General features: G+C 41.4%; 18 protein-coding genes and 2 pseudogenes. 1 reads left to right on the forward strand and 19 read right to left on the reverse strand.

The features are described from left to right. Window positions 1–91: 91 nt before the first annotated feature. The 6 genes and pseudogenes from D8863_RS09695 to D8863_RS09720 form a co-directional block, all read right to left on the reverse strand. Window positions 92–208 (reverse strand): annotated as a pseudogene (locus D8863_RS09695) (cystathionine gamma-synthase); the annotation flags it as partial. A gap of 47 nt (window positions 209–255) precedes the next feature. Next, window positions 256–3,351, reverse strand: a complete 3,096-nt coding sequence (locus D8863_RS09700; protein WP_125441792.1) for a pilus expression-regulating Snf2 family helicase — start codon at window positions 3,349–3,351, stop codon at window positions 256–258. A gap of 92 nt (window positions 3,352–3,443) precedes the next feature. After that, window positions 3,444–4,610 (reverse strand): MalY/PatB family protein, encoded by a 1,167-nt coding sequence (locus tag D8863_RS09705; protein ID WP_125441793.1) that lies wholly within the window; start codon window positions 4,608–4,610, stop codon window positions 3,444–3,446. Between the two features lie 7 nt (window positions 4,611–4,617). Further along, window positions 4,618–5,712, reverse strand: a complete 1,095-nt coding sequence (locus tag D8863_RS09710) for a cystathionine gamma-synthase (protein ID WP_125441794.1) — start codon at window positions 5,710–5,712, stop codon at window positions 4,618–4,620. A gap of 145 nt (window positions 5,713–5,857) precedes the next feature. Next, on the reverse strand, window positions 5,858–7,816 hold the full coding sequence (locus tag D8863_RS09715) for a peptide ABC transporter substrate-binding protein (RefSeq protein ID WP_125441795.1): 1,959 nt from the start codon (window positions 7,814–7,816) through the stop codon (window positions 5,858–5,860). 202 nt (window positions 7,817–8,018) lie between these two features. After that, complete coding sequence (locus D8863_RS09720; protein ID WP_125441796.1) at window positions 8,019–9,641, reverse strand: putative polysaccharide biosynthesis protein; 1,623 nt, start codon at window positions 9,639–9,641, stop codon at window positions 8,019–8,021. 105 nt (window positions 9,642–9,746) lie between these two features. On the opposite strand from D8863_RS09720, the gene D8863_RS09725 reads away from it, so the two are divergent. After that, window positions 9,747–11,192, forward strand: a complete 1,446-nt coding sequence (locus D8863_RS09725) for a UDP-N-acetylmuramoyl-L-alanyl-D-glutamate--L-lysine ligase (protein WP_125441797.1) — start codon at window positions 9,747–9,749, stop codon at window positions 11,190–11,192. A gap of 32 nt (window positions 11,193–11,224) precedes the next feature. Here D8863_RS09725 and D8863_RS09730 read toward each other — a convergent pair whose 3' ends face one another. The 13 genes and pseudogenes from D8863_RS09730 to wecB form a co-directional block, all read right to left on the reverse strand. Further along, on the reverse strand, window positions 11,225–11,425 hold the full coding sequence (locus D8863_RS09730) for a CsbD family protein (RefSeq protein ID WP_000051185.1): 201 nt from the start codon (window positions 11,423–11,425) through the stop codon (window positions 11,225–11,227). Window positions 11,426–11,526: 101 nt separating this feature from the next. Then, window positions 11,527–12,177 carry a DUF1803 domain-containing protein gene (locus tag D8863_RS09735; protein ID WP_125441798.1) on the reverse strand — a complete coding sequence of 217 codons (651 nt, stop codon included), beginning with the start codon at window positions 12,175–12,177 and terminating at the stop codon, window positions 11,527–11,529. After that, window positions 12,161–12,673, reverse strand: coding sequence for a YiiX/YebB-like N1pC/P60 family cysteine hydrolase (locus D8863_RS09740; RefSeq protein ID WP_000892233.1), 513 nt, complete (start codon window positions 12,671–12,673; stop codon window positions 12,161–12,163). Before D8863_RS09740 ends, D8863_RS09735 begins: the two co-directional genes overlap by 17 nt. Before the next feature lie 122 nt (window positions 12,674–12,795). Then, window positions 12,796–13,122 carry a DUF2568 domain-containing protein gene (locus tag D8863_RS09745; RefSeq protein ID WP_000985025.1) on the reverse strand — a complete coding sequence of 109 codons (327 nt, stop codon included), beginning with the start codon at window positions 13,120–13,122 and terminating at the stop codon, window positions 12,796–12,798. A 53-nt stretch (window positions 13,123–13,175) separates the two neighbouring features. Further along, the gene (locus tag D8863_RS09750) at window positions 13,176–14,111 is read right to left on the reverse strand and encodes a manganese-dependent inorganic pyrophosphatase (RefSeq protein WP_125441799.1); all 936 of its coding nucleotides are present in this window, start codon (window positions 14,109–14,111) and stop codon (window positions 13,176–13,178) included. 85 nt (window positions 14,112–14,196) lie between these two features. Next, window positions 14,197–14,481, reverse strand: coding sequence for a GIY-YIG nuclease family protein (locus D8863_RS09755; protein WP_061427780.1), 285 nt, complete (start codon window positions 14,479–14,481; stop codon window positions 14,197–14,199). Then, window positions 14,471–15,220 (reverse strand): tRNA1(Val) (adenine(37)-N6)-methyltransferase, encoded by a 750-nt coding sequence (locus D8863_RS09760; protein ID WP_000657018.1) that lies wholly within the window; start codon window positions 15,218–15,220, stop codon window positions 14,471–14,473. Before D8863_RS09760 ends, D8863_RS09755 begins: the two co-directional genes overlap by 11 nt. A 53-nt stretch (window positions 15,221–15,273) precedes the next feature. Further along, complete coding sequence (locus tag D8863_RS09765; RefSeq protein WP_000689619.1) at window positions 15,274–15,633, reverse strand: S1 RNA-binding domain-containing protein; 360 nt, start codon at window positions 15,631–15,633, stop codon at window positions 15,274–15,276. Window position 15,634: 1 nt separating this feature from the next. Then, window positions 15,635–17,035 carry a bifunctional Cof-type HAD-IIB family hydrolase/peptidylprolyl isomerase gene (locus tag D8863_RS09770; protein ID WP_125441800.1) on the reverse strand — a complete coding sequence of 467 codons (1,401 nt, stop codon included), beginning with the start codon at window positions 17,033–17,035 and terminating at the stop codon, window positions 15,635–15,637. Window positions 17,036–17,157: 122 nt separating this feature from the next. Then, complete coding sequence (locus tag D8863_RS09775; RefSeq protein WP_125441801.1) at window positions 17,158–18,261, reverse strand: family 8 glycosyl hydrolase; 1,104 nt, start codon at window positions 18,259–18,261, stop codon at window positions 17,158–17,160. A gap of 8 nt (window positions 18,262–18,269) precedes the next feature. Then, window positions 18,270–19,581: pseudogene (locus D8863_RS09780) on the reverse strand (glycosyltransferase family 2 protein). Window positions 19,582–19,723: 142 nt separating this feature from the next. Continuing rightward, on the reverse strand, window positions 19,724–20,503 hold the full coding sequence (locus D8863_RS09785; RefSeq protein WP_084859431.1) for a hypothetical protein: 780 nt from the start codon (window positions 20,501–20,503) through the stop codon (window positions 19,724–19,726). Between the two features lie 6 nt (window positions 20,504–20,509). Then, window positions 20,510–21,658, reverse strand: coding sequence for a non-hydrolyzing UDP-N-acetylglucosamine 2-epimerase (wecB, locus tag D8863_RS09790; protein ID WP_125441802.1), 1,149 nt, complete (start codon window positions 21,656–21,658; stop codon window positions 20,510–20,512). Window positions 21,659–21,704: the final 46 nt, after the last annotated feature.

Consider the following 21,704-nt stretch of genomic DNA (forward strand, 5'->3'; position numbering starts at 1 on the left):
CGGTAATCACCTTTGATATTGCTAATAAAGTCTGACTCATCGTACAAGTCCATGACTGGCATTTTGGTCAGCATGATCTCATCATCTGACACCGGTAATCACCTTTGATATTGCTAATAAAGTCTGACTCATCGTACAAGTCCATGACTGGCATTTTGGTCAGCATGATCTCATCATCTGACACCAATGGAAATCGATCTTGTTTCATTTTGTATTTCCTTTCAACACTTCATTATAGCGTATTGTCTTGATTTTTCAAGTGCTGGCTTCAGAAATTCCCAAAATTTCACGAATTTCTGCCAGACTGAGACTCGCACGCGACTCCGTACCATCTAAAACTTGGGAAACCAAATGTTTCTTTTGTTCTTGAAGTTCTTGGATTTTTTCTTCAATGGTCCCCTTGGTAATCAAACGATAGACCTCGACCATCTGCTCCTGCCCCATGCGGTGAGCTCTTCCGATAGCCTGGGCTTCGACAGCGGGATTCCACCAAAGGTCAACCAAAATAACCGTATCAGCTCCCGTTAGATTGAGACCAACACCACCCGCCTTAAGGGAGATGAGAAAGGCATCTCTTTCCCCTTGGTTAAAGGCCTTGGTCATCTCCTGTCTGTCATGAGCAGGAGTTGAACCTGTGATTTTGAAGGAGGTCAAGCCCAAGTCTGGGAGTTCTTTCTCGATTTTTTCCAACATTCCTTTGAACTGGGAGAAAATCAAGACCCGATGCCCACCATCAGCCACTTGTAGCAATAAATCTCGGAGGCTATCGAGTTTACCACTGGCTCCCTGGTAATCGTCCATGAAGAGGGCAGGCGTATCGCAGATCTGGCGCAATCGCATGAGACCAGATAAGATTTCTACCCGACTTCTTTGGAATTCTTGATCTGTCACTTGCGCTAGGCGGTCTCGCATCTGTTGCAACTGGGCGAGATAGATGGCCTTCTGTTGGTCTTCCAGTTCATTTTTATAGACGACTTCGATCAGATCAGGCAGTTCTGTAAGAACTTCTTCTTTCTTACGCCTCATGACGAAAGGCTTGATAAACTGCGCGACTCGGTCAGCCGGTAATTTCATAAACTCCTTTTTACTTGGTAAGAGCCCCGGTAGCACAATTTGGAAGATAGACCACAACTCTCCTAAATGATTTTCGATGGGCGTACCCGACAAAGCAAAGACTGCCGGCACCACAAACTGGCGCAAACTCTGAGCAATCTTGGTTTGGGCATTTTTCATGACCTGGGCTTCATCTAAGAAGAGAAAATCAAAAGCCATCTCTTGATAAAGCTCGCTGTCTTGACGAAAGGTGGCATAGCTAGTCACATAGATTTGGTGATTTTCAGAAAGAATCGCTTCTCGATTCGCTTTCAAACCATGAACGACAGCCAAATCCAACTGTGGGGCAAATTTCCTGAATTCATCTGCCCAGTTGTAGATTAAACCTGACGGCGCTAAAATCAAGACCCGACTGTCTTCTGTCACCTGACTGGTCAAAAAAGCGATGGTTTGCAATGTTTTCCCCAGTCCCATATCATCTGCCAGAATGCCACCAAAGCCATAGTGATGAAGCATCTGGAGCCAACGGACTCCCTTTTCCTGATAGTCTCTCAAACTCGCCTGCACCCGTATATCTCCCAAAGGAAAATCCTCTGGATGAGTCAAATCATGAGCTAAATGCTGAAATTCCTCTGAGAAGGAGATCCTATCTCGACCTTCAAAAAGCTGAGAAAGGCTATAAGCCAGAGATTTTCGCGCCTGAAAAGAACCATCTTTTAGCTCAACCCCCAGTTCCTGCAAATTTTGACGAATCTGCTTGGTTTCCTCATCAAAAAAGTACACTTGGTCAGAAGAACTGATATAGAAATCCTGATTGCTGGTCAGGGCTTTAAGAGCTTGGTCAATCTCTTCTTGGGCAATCCCTTGGAAATCAAATTGGATTTCCAATAATCCTCCCTTGGACTCAATCTGAACCTGAGGAGCTTGGACGCTGTAGAGCTGATTCATCTCATCAGACAAGAAAACCTGACCCAACTTCTCAAAAGCTGGAATCGTATGGTAAAAGAAAGAATAAACCACTTCTGGCTTCAAAGCCTGTCTCCAAGACTGAAAATCAGCCTCAAAACCAGCCCCTAAACAGACTTGAAATAGCTGATTTTCCAAGACAGCATCGCTTGAAAAAGGTAATTGTTCCAGCTGTTGACGACTAGTCACCTTAACATCTCCATAGTCAAATTGGATATCTAAACGGATGCGGCCGTCATCCTCCCTATCAAAGTAAAAGATTGGTGAAAAGGGTCTGATTTGCAAACGCTCGGGGGCAGACACTGTTCCTAGCTGTCCAAACAAAGGAAGACAGGCGGCCAGACGGTCGCGATCACTGTTGTCAAACTGGAGACATTTCCTCCCTCTTTCCTCCTGAGGAAGCTCCTTGACTTCCTTTAGGAGGCCGATTTGTTTAGGGTTTAAGAGATAAAGATTCCCCTTACGAAAGAGAACTGCCCCTCCATAGAATACGTTAACTCGCTCACTTTCAGAAATCTCCATCTCAAAATAATCGGGATACTCCTGCACAGCAAAAGAGAAAAGGTTTGCTTCTGGATCTAAATCATGAAAGAGAAGATTTTCATAACTAGTAATCTGGTGCTCAAAATGAAAATCTTCCAAGTTCATCAGCAACTCCACTCCCTGCTCAAAAAAGGTCAGAGGGAAAAAGAGGTGACGACCTTGATTGGGGAAAAAGAGGTCTTGACTCAGTCCCTCCTCAATCAAGCCACATAAAAAAGTAAGAACTTCTTGACTAGCTGTATCAAAAGCATCCCAAGACAAGTCATTTTCATAGTGTTTCCCAATCATATATGGCTTTCGATGAACCAAGACCTTCAAAAAGAGAGGGATGTCACGAATGACATAATATTTTTGACTATCAACTAAACCGATTCGGAGAGTCCAAAGGAGGCGATTGGTCCCAGCTTCCACCTGACCTTGAGCCGACAAAGTGTAGATTTTCTCTTTCTTCTGAGGTTGGATACGCTCCAAAAAACTACCGCCAAAACTAACCTTGGTTTCGACCTCTTCTTGCTCTTCATGTCCTTTTTCTAAGGCTTGTAAAATCACCTGGCCTTCTTCATCATTTTTCAGATAATGCTCGAGCGCTGCGAGGTGAACACAGTAACCTCTTTTTTGGAAAAAATCGCAAGCACAAAAAACCAGATCATCCTCTAAACTGTAGCGCAAGTCTTCTCCCGCCACACGAGTATAGAGGCGATTCCCTTTTTCCTTGATAATCTCAATCTTGCCTGTTTCATAGAGTGTAACACCCTCCATGCGCAACTTCCCCGGAATCAATTTAGCCATAGTTACCCCTTTATCTTATCTTTTCATTATACCACATTTTCCCCTACGAAAATAGCCTTCTAGGAAGACTTTTCTCCTAGAAGGCTCGATTTTTAAAGTGTAGCAAAAGTGGTCACGATGCGTTGGCAAACCTCTTCCAGTACTGACTTCGGCATAGTCACATTGAGGCGGGCATGAAGGGTTCCTTCCTCCCCAAAGTCCAAACCTCGGTTCAAGATAACCTTGGCTTCATTCTTCAAAAGCTCTTGCAAGCGGTCATCCGTTAGGTCATAGGCTGAAAAATCAAGCCAGATCAAGTAGGTACCTTGTGGTTTCATGACCTTAATCTTGGTTTCGTTGCCCAAAATATCCACTACATAGTTAATGTGGTCCTCGATGACTTCTTTTAACTCTCCTAACCAGTCCTTACCATAACGGTAGGCAGCTTCTGTCGCCAAATACCCCAAGCCTGAGATTTCATGTTGGTTATTGGCCAACTGGCGTTTTTGGAAAGCCACACGAAGCTTGGGATTTTCAATAACTGCATAGGAATTCTTGGTCCCAGCAATATTAAAGGTCTTAGTGGCACTACTCAAGATAAGGGCAAAGTCTTTAAAAGCGGAATCAATGGTATTGAATGACTGGTGTTTGTGACCAAAGAGAGCCAAATCTTGGTGAATCTCATCTGAAACCAACAAAACACCATGTTTTTGGCAGAGATGCCCAATCTTTTCTAACACTTCCTTTTCCCAAACACGTCCACCAGGATTGTGGGGATTGCAAAGGATATAAAGCTTCACATCCTCTTCTACCAATTGCTTCTCCAACTGGTCAAAGTCAATTTCAAACAGCCCATCCTTTTCCACTAAAGAATTGGTAATCAATTTGCGATTGTTCAGTTTGACACTGCGAGCAAAAGGTGGATAGACCGGTGTGTTAATCAGAACAGCCTCTCCTTCTTTTGTAAAGGCTTGAATAGCTGTTGAAATGGCTGGTACCACTCCCTCTATAAAGACGAGGGCATCCTTGTCAAAGTGATAGCCGTGTTGTGTAGCTTCCCAGTCCTGAACCGACTCAATCAAATCATCACTAGCATAAGTATAGCCATAGACCAACTGATCTGCGTAGGCTTGTACAGCTCGTCGAACCTCAGGCAAAACCACAAAGTCCATATCTGCTATCCAGGCTGGTAGAACTTCGCGATCAGCTTCTGATTCTTTCCATTTATAGGTATGGTGCCCAAAACGATTGGGCAGGCTTGTAAAATCATATTTTCCCATATCTATCTTATCCTTCCAAAGCTTGGCGCAAGTCCGCAATCAAATCTCTAGCATCTTCAATCCCAATTGACAAGCGCAAGAGGTCATCTGTTAAGCCATAGGAATGGCGCACTTCTGCTGGAATATCCGCATGGGTTTGAGTTGTCGGATAGGTGATCAGACTCTCTACCCCACCCAAACTTTCCGCAAATGAAAAGACCTTGAGGCTATTTAAAATATGAGGAATACGTTTTTCATCCACTACTTTAAAGGAAATCATACCCCCGCGTCCAGTATAGAGCACTTCCTTGACAGCAGGTGAATCCTTCAAAAAAGCAACCACTTCTTGGGCGTTGGCTGTAGAACGTTCCATACGAAGAGGTAGAGTTTTAAGACCACGAATCAACTGATAACTATCAAATGGTGACAAGACCGCACCTGTCGTATTGAGATTATAGAAAAGTTGTTCATATAGTTCTAAACTATTAGTCACAACCACCCCAGCCAAAACATCATTGTGCCCTGCTAAATACTTGGTGGCAGAATGAAGAACGATATCCGCACCATCTTCAATCGGACGTTGGTAAATCGGACTGTAGAAGGTATTGTCCACCACTACCTTGGCACCCTTGGCATGAGCTAGTTTGGCTAGTTTTGCAATATCAAATTCCAACATCAAGGGATTGGTTGGTGTTTCAATATAGAGAACATTCACATCTTTCTCCAACTCAGCAATCAACTCTTCTTCTGTATTGGCATAGGTAAAATGGAAACGGCCTTCCTGCTCGACTTGGTTAAACCAACGGAAAGAACCCCCATAAAGATCTCTCACAGCCAAGACTTTACTTCCTACTGGAAAGACACTAAAGGCCAGTACAATCGCAGCCATACCTGAACTCGTCGCTAGGGCATAATCAGCTGATTCGATTGCCGCCAAGACCTCCTCCGCCTTACTGCGAGTTGGGTTTTTAGTCCGAGTATAGTCAAATCCCGTAGACTGACCGAACTCCGGATGCTGATAAGTGGTTGAAAAATGAAGCGGCGTTACCAAGGCACCTGTAGCCTCATCTGACTTGATCCCAGCCTGGGCCAAAATTGTGTTGATGTGTAGTTCTTTGCTCATACAATACCTCCAAATCTATAGTAACTATTGTACCACTTATTTTCACTAACTCATTTTCTTGTTTTCAAGAGCTAGTTATAGTTTCAAACTATATAAAAACGATAGTTCCTTGAGAAACTATCGTTTTTCCTGTTGAATAGACTGGTTATTTAACGTGTTTTGCCAGTTCTTCTTGGGCTTTTTTATTTGATTCTTCTTTTTCTTTCAGCCATTTTTCTTTAGCTTTTTCATACTCATCAGCCGTTACAGTCTTATCTTGTAACTTGAGGTACTTGTATGATTCGACACCCTTATTTCCAGCTTGTGAGAATGGCGATGAGAATGGAACTGTCTTTCTCAAGGTCGGTGTTCCACCCTGAGAAACGTTTGGAATAGCAAGGGCGCTATCAACGAGCCAAGCTTGAACTTCAGCATATTTTTCATAACGTTTTGCTGGTTCTTGCTCCTTGTTCGCTTCTTCCAACATTTGAGTGTAAGTATCCAGACCAACTGCCTTAGCCTTGTCATTGACCTCACCTGGTTCTAAACCAATGTTTTGCAACATACCACCGTTATTGACATTTAAGATATCAAGATAGCTTGATGGATCCAAGTAGTCCGCACTCCAACCGCCATTATAGATATCAAAGTCTTTTTGAGCTGCAGTTTGAGCTAGGTAGCTAGAGTTTTCAAAGTCATCTGTTGATAGCTGTTGGATATCGATAACCACATTCTCAGCTCCTAGAACAGATTCGATGGATTGTTTCAAAGAGCTCGCTTCAAGTACACCTTTTTTAGCTGATTGGTCTACAGATACATCCAAGTGGATTGGAAATTGCACACCCTTAGCTTCCAATTCTTTCTTAGCTTCTGCAAATTTAGCCTTAGCTTTATCAGGATTGTAGTATGGGTCTTGTGCATCTGCAAAATTGATTCCTTGCCATTCTTGGCCATAGTTGACCATCTTTTCTGAAACAACATCGCCAAAGTCTTTTCCGTTAATACTTACAAATGTTGGAGGTACAACCAAGTTACGAATAATCTTTGTTGCTCCTTCTTCCCCTTGAGATTGTGCTCCATAGGCTGTACGGTTATAAGCATAGTTGAAGGCTTGACGGAAGTTTTTATTCAGAACTGCTTCTTGGGTAGATTTCTTTTCGATATCTGAGGATTTAGAAGTGAAGTTATAAGATTTTCTGTCCAAGTTGAAGTTCAAGTAATAAGAAGTTGCATTTTGCATACTATAGATGATGTTATCCTTGTTCTTCTCTTTAATTCCTTCAAAGCTTGAGCTATTTGGATAGAGACGCGCGTAGCTATAGACTCCTTCTACAAAGTTACGTGCTAGTGCATCTTGGTCACTACCATCATAATAGGACAATTTCACATCATCCACAAAGACATTTTTTTCATCCCAGTAGTTGGGATTTTTCTTGAATTCGATAACAGATTTTGAAACAAACGATTTCATCAAGAAAGGTCCATTGTACAAAATACTAGAAGGGTCTACCTTACCAAAGTCATCCCCTTTTGATTTTAAGAAATCTGCATTGACAGGGAAGAGAATGGTTGAAGTTGTTTTAGAATTCCAATAAGATTCTGGACGTGTCAAAGTGTACTGAACCGTTTGGTCGTCAATCGCCTTAACACCGACAGTTGAAAAGTCAGTTGTTTTTCCGTTGATATAGTCATCCAAACCTGCTACCGAGTCTTGAACCAGGTACAAGGCTTCGGATTTTTTATCAGCAGCATATTTCAAACCTGTCACAAAGTCTTGGGCCGTTACAGGGGCGTATTCTTCACCCTCATAAGTATACCATTTTGCATCCTTACGCAATTTGTAAGTATAGGTCAAACCGTCCTGAGAAACAGTCCAATCCTCTGCCAATGATGGAACATAGTTACCGTATTGGTCATTTTCCATCAACCCATCCACCAAATTGGTCACGATGTCATTGGTTGTTGCACGGTTTTCTGCAAGATAGTTCAAACTAGATGGATCGTTCGAATAAACATAGTTATATGTTTTAGTAGCGCTACTTGAATTTCCACATGCGCTCAGTAGAATACCTACGCTTAACACGACACTTGCAAGTGTCAGATACTTGGCCTTAGACTTTTTCATTTCCAGAACCTCCTGTTTAAAAGTTTTGTCTTATTATACAGCTTTGGTTTTATTTAGTCAAGTAATTTCTGAAGAAAAATTTAAAAAAGCATATTTTTTGCTCTTGATTTTAGAAAAAGTTCTCTTTTTTTAAGAAAAATGTAGAATAAAAACCTTTCTATTAAAGAAAGGTTAAATTCATTGCTTTTATTTATAAATCTTTTTACGATATTTTCAATCGTGTACGTAGTCGGTCTGCTTGAGCTTTGCCAATTATCTTGTCTAAGAGTCGAGTTCGTAGGCTCATCAAACCATAAAGACCTCCTCCAAGCCCTCCGATGAGAGCCACATAAAGGAAACTCCAGAAACGTCCACTTGGTTGGAAGACAAAACCGAGTAGCCACTGCAAGAAGCCAACTAGGATAAACATGACAAGGGTCAAGATGGTAATCAAAATGGTTCGTTTCAAGATTATCTTTCGACGAGCACCTGTTACCTGGCAGATGTCTCGGTACATCAAGACATTTGGAATAATCAAGCCGATAGTCGTTGAAATCAAAGGACCGTAACTATGGAAAATAGCAATGGTTGGCAATTGCAAGACGATCTTAGCAATGGAACCATAGATAAAGTAAAGAACTGCCTTGCGGTTTTGGAACATGGCCTGAAGCATAGGAGACAAGACCATATACAAGCCTAGGATAGTAGACTGCAAAACTGCAAAGACAAATAAGCCCATGGCCAGACTATCTGGCTTACCGTAAAAGACTGTATAAAGAGGCTCCCCTACCATGACCACTCCAACCGTTGCAGGTAGTAGAAATAAGAAGAGCATGGTTAGGCTATCTTGGACTAGGCGAGCCGCTGCCGGCAAGTCACCTTTTACATAGTTTTCCGTCAACAGTGGCAAGCCGACACTCCCAATCGAAACTCCTACAGAGATTAAAATCATGGTAATTTTATTCGGATTGGCAGAGAAATAAGAAAACATGACAACCAAGTCTTCATTACTGTAGTTGGTAAACCACTTCATACTATTGATAAAGGTCATCTGGTCTAAAATCTGGAAGAGCTGGATGGCTGATCCTGTCAGGATAAAGGGAATGGCTTCCTTGATGGTATCGACTAAGAGTCGCTTACTATTGATTTTATCCCGTGTTTCAAAGACTCTTTTAAGCAAACCTTCTTGGGCAAGGAAGTAGATCAAAACTGCAAAACTTGCTACCATCCCCACAAAGGCTGCAAAGGTCGATTGGGTAACTGCTGCTAGGTAGTCACCAGAACCCATCTTCATAATGAAGAAGGTTGCCATCAACATCCAGATGACACGAATCACCTGCTCAGCGATTTGACTCATAGCATAGGGTTTGAGGTTATTCATCCCTTGGAAGAAGCCTCGAATGACACTCATAGATGGGAAAATCAAGACCGCCCAAGCCAAGCTCTGCATGATGGGAATCAGATCTTTCCCCACACCTGACAAATCTGCTAACCAGGGAGAAAAGAGATACAAGACCAAAGCAAAGACTAAGCCCAAGCCCGTCATAAAGCTTAGGAAACTCCGAATCAAGGCAAAGCTATGCTCTTCTTCTCGCATGGTATTGTACTTAGCTACTTGTTTGGCAACCGCAACAGGGATACCCGCTGTCGAAATCAGCAAGAACCAGGCGTAAATATTGTAGCCCATGGTAAAGAGTCCATTTGCCTTGGCAGCATAGGTCCCCATCCAGATATACCAGGGAATAATGTAGATAGCACCAAGGAGGCGACTAATAAAGTTACTAGCTGTTAGCCAAGCAGTCCCTCGCAACATCTGGGCTTGCTGGTGATTGTTTTCGTTAGACATAGCTTCCTCATTCAATTTTGATAACTAGGAAAAGTTCCTTATCTTCCATTATAAACTTTTCCTTGTTACTTGTAAAATTCAGACTTTCGGTTTACAATAGAAAGTATGATAAAGATTGAAACCGTATTAGATATTTTAAAGAAAAATGGTCTCTTCCGTGAGATTATCGTTCAGGGAAGCTACTACTACAATTACAGTGATGTCGATTTTGATAGTATCAGTTACGACAGCCGTAAAGTTAAAGAGCGAAGCCTATTTTTTGTTAAGGGAGCTTCTTTCAAAAAAGAATTCCTCCTCTCCGCTATCTCACAAGGGCTGGATTGGTATATAGCTGAGCAAGACTACGAGGTCGGTATTCCTGCTATTATCGTGAACGACATTAAGAAAGCCATGAGTTTGATTGCCATGGAATTTTATGGTAATCCACAAGAGAAACTCAAAATTCTCGCCTTCACAGGAACCAAGGGGAAGACAACTGCAGCCTATTTTGCCTATAACATCTTGGCTCAACATCATCGCCCAGCTATGTTGTCTACTATGAATACAACCTTAGATGGTAAGACCTTCTTTAAGTCTGCTCTCACAACTCCTGAAAGTATCGATCTCTTTGATATGATGGCTCAAGCTGTTCATAACGGAAGAACCCATCTCATCATGGAAGTCTCCAGCCAAGCCTATCTTGTTCATCGAGTCTATGGCCTGACCTTTGATGTAGGTGTCTTTCTTAACATCACTCCTGACCATATCGGTCCGATTGAGCATCCTAGCTTTGAAGACTACTTCTATCACAAACGTCTCTTGATGAAAAATAGCCGAGCAGTTGTCATTAACAGCGATATGGATCACTTTTCTGTCTTGAAAGAGCAAGTTGAAGATCAAGACCATGACTTCTATGGTAGTCAGTCGAGTAACCAAATCGAGAACTCCAAAGCCTTTAGCTTCTCAGCTACAGGAAAACTCGCTGGTGATTATGATATCCAACTCATCGGTCACTTCAATCAAGAAAATGCAGTCGCTGCAGGACTTGCCTGCCTTCGTCTAGGTGCTAGTCTGGAGGACATCAAAAAAGGAATTGCTGCAACCCGGGTCCCTGGACGTATGGAAGTCCTCACACAGAAAAATGGAGCCAAGGTCTTCATCGACTACGCCCACAACGGGGACAGTCTGAAGAAACTCATCAATGTGGTTGAAACCCATCAAACTGGAAAAATTGCTCTGGTTCTCGGTTCGACTGGAAACAAGGGTGAAAGTCGTCGCAAGGACTTCGGACTCCTTCTCAATCAACATCCTGAGATTCAAGTCTTTCTCACTGCTGATGATCCCAACTATGAAGATCCAATGACCATTGCTGAAGAAATCAGTAGCTATATCAGTCATCCTGTTGAAAAGATTGCCGATCGTGAAGAAGCCATCAAGGCAGCCATGGCCATCACAAATCAAGAACTCGATGCTGTGATTATTGCAGGCAAGGGAGCTGATTGTTACCAAATCGTCCAAGGAAAGAAAGAAGACTATCCTGGAGACGCAGCTATCGCAGAACGTTATCTATAAAAAAAATCAAGGGAAACATTCCCTTGATTTTTTTAGTCTTCTTTTTTAAATGAATTTTTAAGACCTTCAACGGCACCTTCTACAGCACCTTTAGCATCTTCTACAACTTCTTTTGCTTTGGCAACTGTTTTTTCTACAGCACCTTCTGCTTCAGTTTTGCTATCACCAGTAACTTTCCCAAATCCTTCTTTGATAGCACCAGTTGCTTGTTCCAATTTATTTTCAAGTGACATAGCTCTGTCTCCTTTGCTTTTAATACGATAAACGTTATCGCTTACATTCAGTTTATGCTTATTCTTTAGTAAAGTCAAACAATCTGCTCAAAATGAAGCAATTAAGGTAAATAGAAAGTCAACCGTTCCTTGTCAAAATCAACAGCCAACTCATACTTCCCTTCTTCATTTTGAACAATATAGCCCAAGACGACTAGACTCTCAACGAAGATATCACGCCGTTTCTGCATAAGCTGGTCCTTTTTGAGGAACTTGAGCAAAAACGTCGTCATATACTTGAGAGCATACTCAGGATTGACATCTCCTAAAATGGCATAGAGTTCTTGCTGTTTTTCTGTCAAAGGATATTGATTCTTGACCTTGTAGAAATAGTTGGACAAGGTCATCTTTTCTCTTGCAAAGTCCGTAGGTTCGACTAAAATGGCGGCATTAGTTTGATTGCGTAATTCTGTCTCATAAGTCTTCTCCAGCAAGGCTTGATAGACTGGGCTGTCCTCTCTGATAAAAATCTCTTGGTCAAGGGATAGATTACCTATCGATTCTAGAAAAGGGAGATTAAGGGAATAACGTTTGTTTTCCCTTAGGATCAAGCCTGCCTTGATAAACTCTTCCATGAGCTTATCAACTGCTACATCTGGAAACTGAGCCTTAATTTCTCGGAGGATCACATCATCATGCTGGTCCAGATAGTCCACCAAATCTATAAAAAATGGCTGTCGAGTCAAACGAGATGGGTTAAAAATCTGAATCATGAAGATTCCTTTCTTTACATTCTAAAAGAGGGGATGCTGCTAGTTGACTAGGATTGGTCCCTGGCTGATTCAGAGGCACAGGAAATTTGAGTTTCCTGTAATATTCCCTCCAAAAATCACTAATCTCCTGCTCCCCATCACCAAATTTCATGGGAATAGTTTCAAAAATCGGTAGGATTTCAGCGATATACTGGGAGCAATAAAAGCCATTCCCATCCGGATAAAAAGAGGCATTATAGGGTGCACCCAAATGTTTGCTAGCTCTCTCCTTTACCAAGTCAGCTTCCAGCTCTGGATAGACATAAAGATCGTAGAGATGAGTTGGTTCAAAAAATTCAGCCGGTTCTTGACAAATGACACCAGCTTGTCCACTAGCATGGTAAATGAAACCGTCCAAAAAGATGGCTACATGACTATAGTTCCCAGTAGAATCCTGGATAGCCTGACCCATATCTGAAAGGTCCTTCACAAAAATCAAATCGCCATTTTCTAACATCTTTCTCTCCTAGAAAAAAAGGAGCCGAAACCCCTTTAGCTATATGGAAAACACCGTTTTCTCGTGTCAATCTCCAGTCAAATAATTACCATTTAAATAATTCATTAACTATATTATAAGAATCACTCTAGCTGAAAATAATAAAGCAGACCCAAACTTCCAAAAGACAGAGCTAAGTATAGGATTCCTATTTGCAATCCATACAAATGCCAAAAACTACCACTAACTAAAATAAAAATCGATGTTTCAGCAACGAGGCGATGCCATTTTTTAAAAGCATGTGGAGATTTTGGTGCCATATATCGCGCCCAAAATAAGATTAATAGAACTGCTAGAAGAAAAAATAGGAATTTTTCCAGCCAAGAAATTTGTATCACAGATACGGAGAAAAGACCAAGGATTGCCACAACCTCAACCAAAAAGCGCAGTCCTTCAATCAATCGCATCATGCTATCACCTTCTATAAATAGTCAAATTAACAGTTCCAAATATTCCTTAAAAATTACCCATTAAAGCTTTCAGTCAACTGAGGCACCACTTGTTTCTTACGTGAAACAGCACCTGGAAGGAATGCGTGGTTGTTTTCAAGTTTGAAGTTAAAAGCTGTTTCCACCTTGTCCATGTTTGATCCAAGAGCCAAAATTTCTGAGTTTGAGTTGACGATGTCTGTAATCATCAAGACAAAGTCTGAGTAGCCGTTTGCTGCATTAGCCGCTTGCATTGCATCTTCAATTTCTGCTTGGCGTTCCAAGACTTCAGCAATATCAACTGTATTGACTTGGGCAACACGAACCTTATTTCCGTTGAGTTCAAAAGTCTTAGCATCGATATCAATCAATTCTTCAGCAGATTTACTAGCCAAGTTTGTGCCAGCTTTCAGCATAGCAAGACCGTACTCTTCCAAGTTCACACCTGCTAATTCTGCCAATTCAGGCGCAATCACTTTATCAGATGGGTGAGTTGTTGGTGATTTCAAAAGAAGAGTATCTGAAATCAAACCTGAAAGCATCAATCCTGCGATTTCTTTAGGAACTGCCACACCATGCTCTTTGAACATGCGGTAAACGATAGAAGACGCTGATCCAACTGGTTCCAAGCGCATGTAAAGTGGGCTGGCAGTTTCAAAGTTAGCCACACGGTGGTGATCCACAACTCCGTAAACTTCTACTTCAGCAATATCTGACACTGATTGTTGGAATTCATTGTGGTCAGTCAAGATAACTTGCTCTGCACCTTCTGCTTTAGCAGATGTAATGACGCGTGGTGCTTCTACACCAAAATAGTTCAAAACAAAAGCTGTTTCTTCATTAGGAGTTCCAAGTGCTACAGCTTCTGTGTCAAATCCATAAGCCTCTTTTGCAAGGTAAGCAAAGGCTACAGATGACCCGATGGCATCTGAGTCTGGATTTTGGTGACCAAATACTAGAATCTTAGACATGATAATACCTCTTTAAATTTATTCATCTTATTGTAGCACTTTTTTCCTCTTTTGACAAAAGTAAGAGGAGCCAAAGGACTCCTCGTTAGACATCAATATGGTTGACTAGATTTTTCTCTTGATTTTCAGATAAAAATCGTTCTTTCTGTGGACGTTTCTTTCGTTTGAGTAGAGCTTCGGCAGACATGGCTTCTTCCTTAGTGGCAAACCCCTCTACATAGATGAGTTTGACTGGCAAGCGAGCTCGGGTATACTTGGCTCCCTTACCACTATTATGAACGGCAAGGCGCCTCTTCACATCTGTTGTATAGCCCGTATAGTAAGAACCGTCGCGACACTCCACCACATACATATAGGCCTTATGATCCATAGTAAATCTCTTGAATTTCTGGTGTATAAGAACCATCATCATTGTGAACGATGAGTGGTGGCAAGACCTTAAAGCCACTGGTCGATCCATCCTTGATAGCTTCGATTAAGAGCATATTAGCCTCCTTCTCACGTTTAGGATAGACAAATTGCAGGCGCTTGGGTGCCAAATTATGGCGTTGAAGCATGTCTAAGATATCCAAGAGCCGATCTGGACGATGAACCATGGCCAAACGGCCATTAGACTTGAGAATACTCTGAGCACTACGGCAAATTTCTTTCAGGTTAGTCGTAATTTCGTGTCTGGCCAGAAGGTAGTGTTCACTCTCGTTCAGATTGGAATGCGGATCCACCTTAAAATAAGGCGGATTACACAAAATCATATCCACCTTACTTCCCTGAATGTGGGCAGGCATATTTTTCAAATCATCACAGATGACCTGCATCTGCTCTTCCAAGCCATTCAACTGTACCGAACGCTCTGCCATATCCGCCAAGCGCTCCTGAATCTCTACAGATATTATCCGCGCCTGAGTACGTGAACTAGCAAAAAGTCCCACTGCACCATTTCCAGCACAAAAGTCCACAATTAAACCCCGTTTAGGGAAGCGAGGAAAGCGTGATAAAAGAACACTATCCACCGAATAGCTAAACACCTCTCTATTTTGAATGATCTTGATATCTGTCGAAAAGAGCTGGTTGATTCGCTCTCCTGGTTTTAATAATTGTTCTTCTTTCATACTTTTATTATAACAAATGATGTTAATATCACAAATAATTTAGATAATCGTATTTACGGCTTCTTCTTTAAATGCTCTAATGCCTCACGCGTCCAAACAGGCATCATTCGTCCAAGTGGTGCAAAACCGTGCTTGATCCGATCATTTGAAAAACGTCTCCGTCTTGGCAATTGATGTTTTTCCTCTTCCAAGGTACGGATAGAAAGACTGGCCTTCCCAGTGTATTCGTCAAAATCCACCACCTGAACTTGAACTTCATCGCCAATTTTTAAAATGTCATAGATATTTTCAATAAATCCCGTCCGAATCTCCGAGATGTGAATCAGCCCTGTCACCCCTGTCTCTAACTCAACAAAGGCACCATAGGGCTGAATTCCTGTAATACGCCCAGTTAGCTTATCACCAATTTTCATTCTAGTCCTCAATTTCAATCGTTTCAATAACCACATCTTCAACTGGTTTGTCCATTGCACCAGTCTCAACAGCTGCAATGGCATCCAAGACTGCAAAAGATTCTGCGTCTACCAACTGCCCGAAAACAGTATGGCGGCGGTCAAGGTGAGGAGTTCCACCTTGTTCTGCATAAATCTCAGCGATTGGTTCAGGCCAGCCACCACGCGCAATCTCTTTCTTAGAATATGGCAAATGTTGGTTTTGCACGATAAAGAACTGGCTACCATTGGTATTTGGACCCGCATTGGCCATAGAAAGTGCACCACGGATATTGTAAAGTTCTTCTGAAAATTCATCTTCAAAAGAGTCACCGTAGATTGACTCTCCCCCCATACCAGTACCAGTTGGGTCTCCGCCTTGGATCATAAAGTCCTTGATAATTCGGTGGAAAATGACACCATCATAGTAACCATCTTTTGACAGAGCAACAAAGTTGGCTACTGTTTTGGGAGCATGTTCAGGGAAGAGCTTGATACGCAAGTCTCCGTAATTTGTCTTAATAGTCGCCAACGGACCTTCTACTGTTTCAATGTCTACTTGTGGGAAATGCAATTCTTTTTCTACCATACCAAATCCTTCTAAGGCATCAAAAATGCCATCTTCTTCTACTGTTTTTGTAATATAATCTGCTTTTTCTTTGATCTTTTCGTGGGCAACACCCATAGCAATACTGATTCCAGCATAATCAAAGAGTTCCAAGTCATTGAGACCATCCCCAAAGACCATAACATTATCTGGTTTCAAGCCTAAATGGTCCACCACCTTGGCTACACCTGTGGCTTTTGAACCTGAAATAGGCACGATATCAGATGAATGTTCATGCCAACGCACCATGCGAAGTTTATCCGATAAAGACTCTGGCAAGCGCAAGGCATCTCCTTTATCTTCAAAGGTCCACATCTGATAAATCTCTACTTTTTCATGGAAGTCTGGATCCACATCCAAGTTTGGATAAATGGGATCAATAGCCTCACTGATCAGTTCTGTTCGCGTGGAGAGTTTGGCGTCATGACTACCAACCAGGCCGTACTCAATTCCCTCGTCCTTCGTCCAAGAAATGTACTCCTCAACATCTGACTTGTCAATCTGATGTTGATAAATGACCTTACCTTTTTTATCTTCTATATAGGCCCCATTTAGGGTTACAAAAAAGTCCGGTTTGAGCTCACGAATCTCTGGAACAACACCAAAAATACCACGTCCAGAGGCGATTCCTGTTAAAATTCCTTTTTCACGCAACTGTTTAAAGACAGTGGGAATTGTAGCTGGAATAAAACCTGTCTTTGACGTACGCAAGGTATCATCAATATCAAAAAAGACGATTTTAATCTTCTTTGCCTTGTATTTTAATTTTGCATCCATCTCTCTACCTCTTTTTTATCACTCTTTCCATTATACCATAAAGCTGATGAAATTCCTTTTTTGAAAAAAGATGAAAATCCTATCAAAAAGAGAGCCAGAAAAACTAGCCCTCTCTTTTCATCCTAGAACATCTCTAGAGCAATCATGGTAATCATCGTTGCATCATAGTAGTTGTCCAAAGGTAAATCTTGTGTGAAAATGTATTTATTTTGCTGAAGAAGTTTCAGATAGCCTTCTCCCTTGTCAGACGCATAGGTAATCGGCGCCAAGAAACTACCTGCCTGGTATTGATTGAGGGCCGTTCCGTTCAAGTCATATCCAGCATAAATGCGTTGCTCTTTCATAAAGAAATCCATCATCTTTTGAACGAGTTTTTGGCTTCTTTCATCCTGGCTCTGTGACAGGTGATAAGGCAAACGACAAGCGTTATAAGAGTACGCCCCATCATATTGAGATTCGATTGTGTTGGCATCAACAAGACGTGCCCCTGACTTCTCAGCCCAGATAAAGTCTGGCAAGAGACCCGTATCAGAATGAGAACTGATTTGCTCCAGTTGCCCAAGCATCTTATCCTTAATGTCTAACCACTGTTTATTTCCAGTCAGGTCATAAAAAGACTGGAAATAGTGAGGAAGGGTATCGGACGTCCGCATCAAGTAATAATAATCGGAATCCTTGTTTGCCCAGTTTCCTACTGTTAAAACACCGGTCTCGTCATTGTAATTGTATTGAAGGATATCATCTAATATTTTTTTAGCTTGCGCTTGGTATTCCTGTGCTTTATCAGGCCACTGCTTGGCAGCTTCAATCAAAGAATAAGCGATGTAGAGATCCCCATCAGTTGCATTTTGCTTCTCAACCGTTTCGCTACCATTTGTGATCACTTGCTTCCAAGACATCAACTGCGTTCCCTCGATACGATGATTTTGGTAATAGCGATAAAGGCTATCATAATCTGCTTGACTCGCTTGCCCTTTTTGGGCTGCTAAAACCGTTATGAGCATGCCGTAACTTTGGGCTTCTGATAAAACTGTCGTTTCCTCAGAATCATTCGTCGTACGAACATAAGACTGATCGCCTTTTGTAACGAGAAACTGTTGGCTCCATTGGCTGTAAATTCGATTGCGCATCTCGATTTTAGTCCTTCCTCTTGCTAAAAACAAGGCTAAACAAAAGATAGAAAGGATGAGCACAAACCAGACATATTTTAATTTATTTGTTTTCATAGAACCTCCTATCCTGCAAATCGTTTGGTTTTAACCCACTTGGTTTCTTTTCGTCGGAGTACTTTATCCAGCACGATTGAAGAAATGGAATCAACGGATACAACGATAAACATCTGTGCATAAGAGAAATAAGCTGCCAAGGCTAACCAGATTTGTTTAGTCGTCGCTTGTCCAAACTGACTTGCCAATGCTGTCATAATTTGCATCAAATAGAGACCAATCATGAGTATCCAGTTAAAAAGCATGAGCTGGGCAATGTAGATATTGTCCGCATCAAAAGCAAATGGAACCCTGACATCTGGGAAGAAAAGATTAAGGCAGATTGCTAGCACATTCGCTAGGAAAATCAAATCTGATAAAACAATGGCAAAATTAAACCAAAAGAAAACACATGAATAGTTAAAGACTTCTAGTTTAACGCGCCAGTTTGCTCTGCCAAATAAATGCTTAAAGTTTGAAAGAACAACTTCATAATTTCCTTTTGCCCAACGTTTACGCTGCATATAGTAACTCTTTAAAGTCTCAGGTTCTTGTTGGAAAGCCTCTGAATTATAGGCAAGGGCAATCAATTTACCACTCTGCATGATTTTGAAGGAAATATCGGTATCCTCGGTTAAGGCACCATTTTTCCAACCACCGATACTCTTTACAAAGTCGGTTTGAATGATAAAGTTGGTTCCTGGGATACGCCCAATTTTAAAGAGATGCCACATCCCAACGTGGTGCACGCGCTGAGTAACAACGATTTCTTGGTTGATACAACGAGTCAAGAAATTTTGATTGGCATTTCGAGTCTTGTTGCGACCGAAAGATGCCACGTGACGTTCTGGATCCTTCATCACTTCTTTGACAAGGAAATAAAGGGCATTTTTTTTCAGGCATGGCATCTGCATCATAAACACAGATGTATTCACCTGTTGCCATCTCCAAAGCATCGTTTAGAACGCCCGCTTTTCCTCCCGTACCAGTACGATCGATAATAGTCAGATTTCTTCCTGCATATTCAGGCATGGCTTGTACTGACAAACATTCTGCATAGGTGTTATCCGAACAGTTATCCGCAAATAGAAGCAACTCCACACGGTCGTGAGGATAGTTCATATCCAAGATAGCTTTTGCCGTTTGGGCAATAACCACATCCTCATTATGAGCAGGAACAACAATGGTAACCTTAGGATAATAAGGTAGCGGCGAAGTATCTACACGAAAATCACTGTGTTTAAACCAAAAGTGTACTGCCGAAAAGAGAATTACCAAGCCCCAAGCTAGAGAAATCCAAATTGTAAGCAAGGTAAAAATCATTAACATTTGACTAATCATGATTCACCGCCTTAAAATTTTTGTTCACTCGATGGTAAAGAATATTGTATGCAATAAATAGTATGATAAAACAAATGCCAAAGACGAGACTGAGTCCCAAAGCAATACCAAAAAATAGTTCGGTTAAAGTCATGTTTCCCTCCTAATATTCTACAATTACATCTGTCTCTAGTTGACGTTTGAGATGACTGGCGACATCCGTGTAGTCTTGGTATTTATCTTTATTATCAGAGTTAATCACCAAATAGCCTGTTTGGAACTGAATTCCTTGATTGCCATCTTCTCCATGAAAAACTAAACTGCTCAGTTTCTCCTGCAAACCATTCAAATAAAGTTCCTTCAAAGAATGTTGGCTACTACTCGATAGAACGAGAAAATTACCATCCGAAACGTAATAGAGTTTATCATTGTAGCTCAATTCCTGAGCAATTCCCTCTTGAATACGACTGAGCATCTGGTTATGTTCTTTCGGTTTAATCTGGAAGAACAAATCTTCATGTGCCCAATGAATCAATAAGGACTGTACCATCACATCACTTTGTTCAGTGACCATCGCTTGGTAATCTGCTCGAGCTTCGTCTTCCTGTTCTTGGACCTTTGAGGTCACCTTGAAGAAATAATAACGAACCTTAAGTAGAATCCCAATCAAAATTGGAAAACTGATTAATAAGAAGATCAGTTGAATGATTGGGATATAAACCACACCCGCAACCAAAACGATAAGTCCAAAACCAAATGCTAAGATAAGGGTCCAAGTAAGTAAAAGGTCAGATAATACCAACACTGCAAACAAGGCTAAAGCTAAAAACAAGATTTGTTCTAAAATGATTGCTCGAGCATACAAAAAACAAAGCACCAAAAGAATGACCTCACAAGCAAGCAAAGCCATAAGCCAGTTTTTAAATTGACTCCAATTTTTCATTTTATCTTATTTCCCCCCTTTGAATTCAGATACAGAAGTTGCTGCCCCAAAGTACTGTTGAATGGATTGTACGATTCGTTCAGAGGCTCTTCCATCTCCATAAGGATTTGGTGCCTGAGACATTTGTCTATAAAGAGTTTCATCTGTTAAGAGTGCTGCCATAGCGTCTTTGACACGTACTGGATTCGTACCAACTAGCTTCAAGGTTCCTGCACGAACACCTTCTGGACGTTCCGTCGTGTCACGAAGAACAAGGACAGGTTTGCCGAGAGAAGGCGCCTCTTCCTGAACACCTCCAGAGTCAGTCATGATAAAATAGCTTCTTGAAGCCAAATTATGAAAATCAACTACATCTAAAGGCTCAATCAAGTGAATGCGGTCATGACCAGCTAGAATATCCTTTGCTGCTTCTTGCACAGCAGGGCTAAGATGAACAGGATAAACAACTTCAATTTCCTGATGAAGATCGACCATCTCACGTAAAGCTGTAAAGACATTTCTCATTGGATGACCTTGATTCTCACGACGATGCATGGTTACCAATACAAGTTTCTTATCTGGATCCAATTGATCTAGAACTTCATGATAGTAATCCGATTGAACGGTTAGTTTCAATGCATCAATGGCTGTATTCCCCGTAATGACAATAGCAGACTCAGGGTGATTTTCCTTGAGGAGATTTTCTTTACTCTCACTAGTTGGAGCAAAATAAAGATCCGCTAGGTTATCAGTCATCTGACGATTCATTTCTTCTGGAAAAGGAGAATACTTATCAAAGGTCCTTAGACCAGCTTCAACGTGGCCGATACGTACCTGATTATAGAAAGCAACTAAACTTGCTGCAAAAGTTGTCGTTGTATCTCCATGAACAAGAATTATATCTGGAAGTTCTTGCTTAACAACTGGATCAAACTTTTCTAAAATTTTTCCAGTAATGTCTAAAAGAGACTGGTTTTTCCCCATGATATCTAAATCATAGTTAGGCTGAATTCGAAATGTTTCAAGAACTTGATCTAGCATTTGACGATGTTGAGCTGTCACAACAGTAACTGTTTCAATTGTATCACTATGTTTTTGCAACTCCAACACTAAAGGGGCCATTTTGATGGCTTCAGGTCGTGTTCCAAAAACAACCATCACTTTCAGTTTCTTCATTATGCTATCCTTCTACTATAATAAAATTTGACACATCAGATTAATC

Source organism: Streptococcus oralis, from assembly GCF_003943825.1.
Lineage (GTDB): Bacteria > Bacillota > Bacilli > Lactobacillales > Streptococcaceae > Streptococcus > Streptococcus oralis_CD.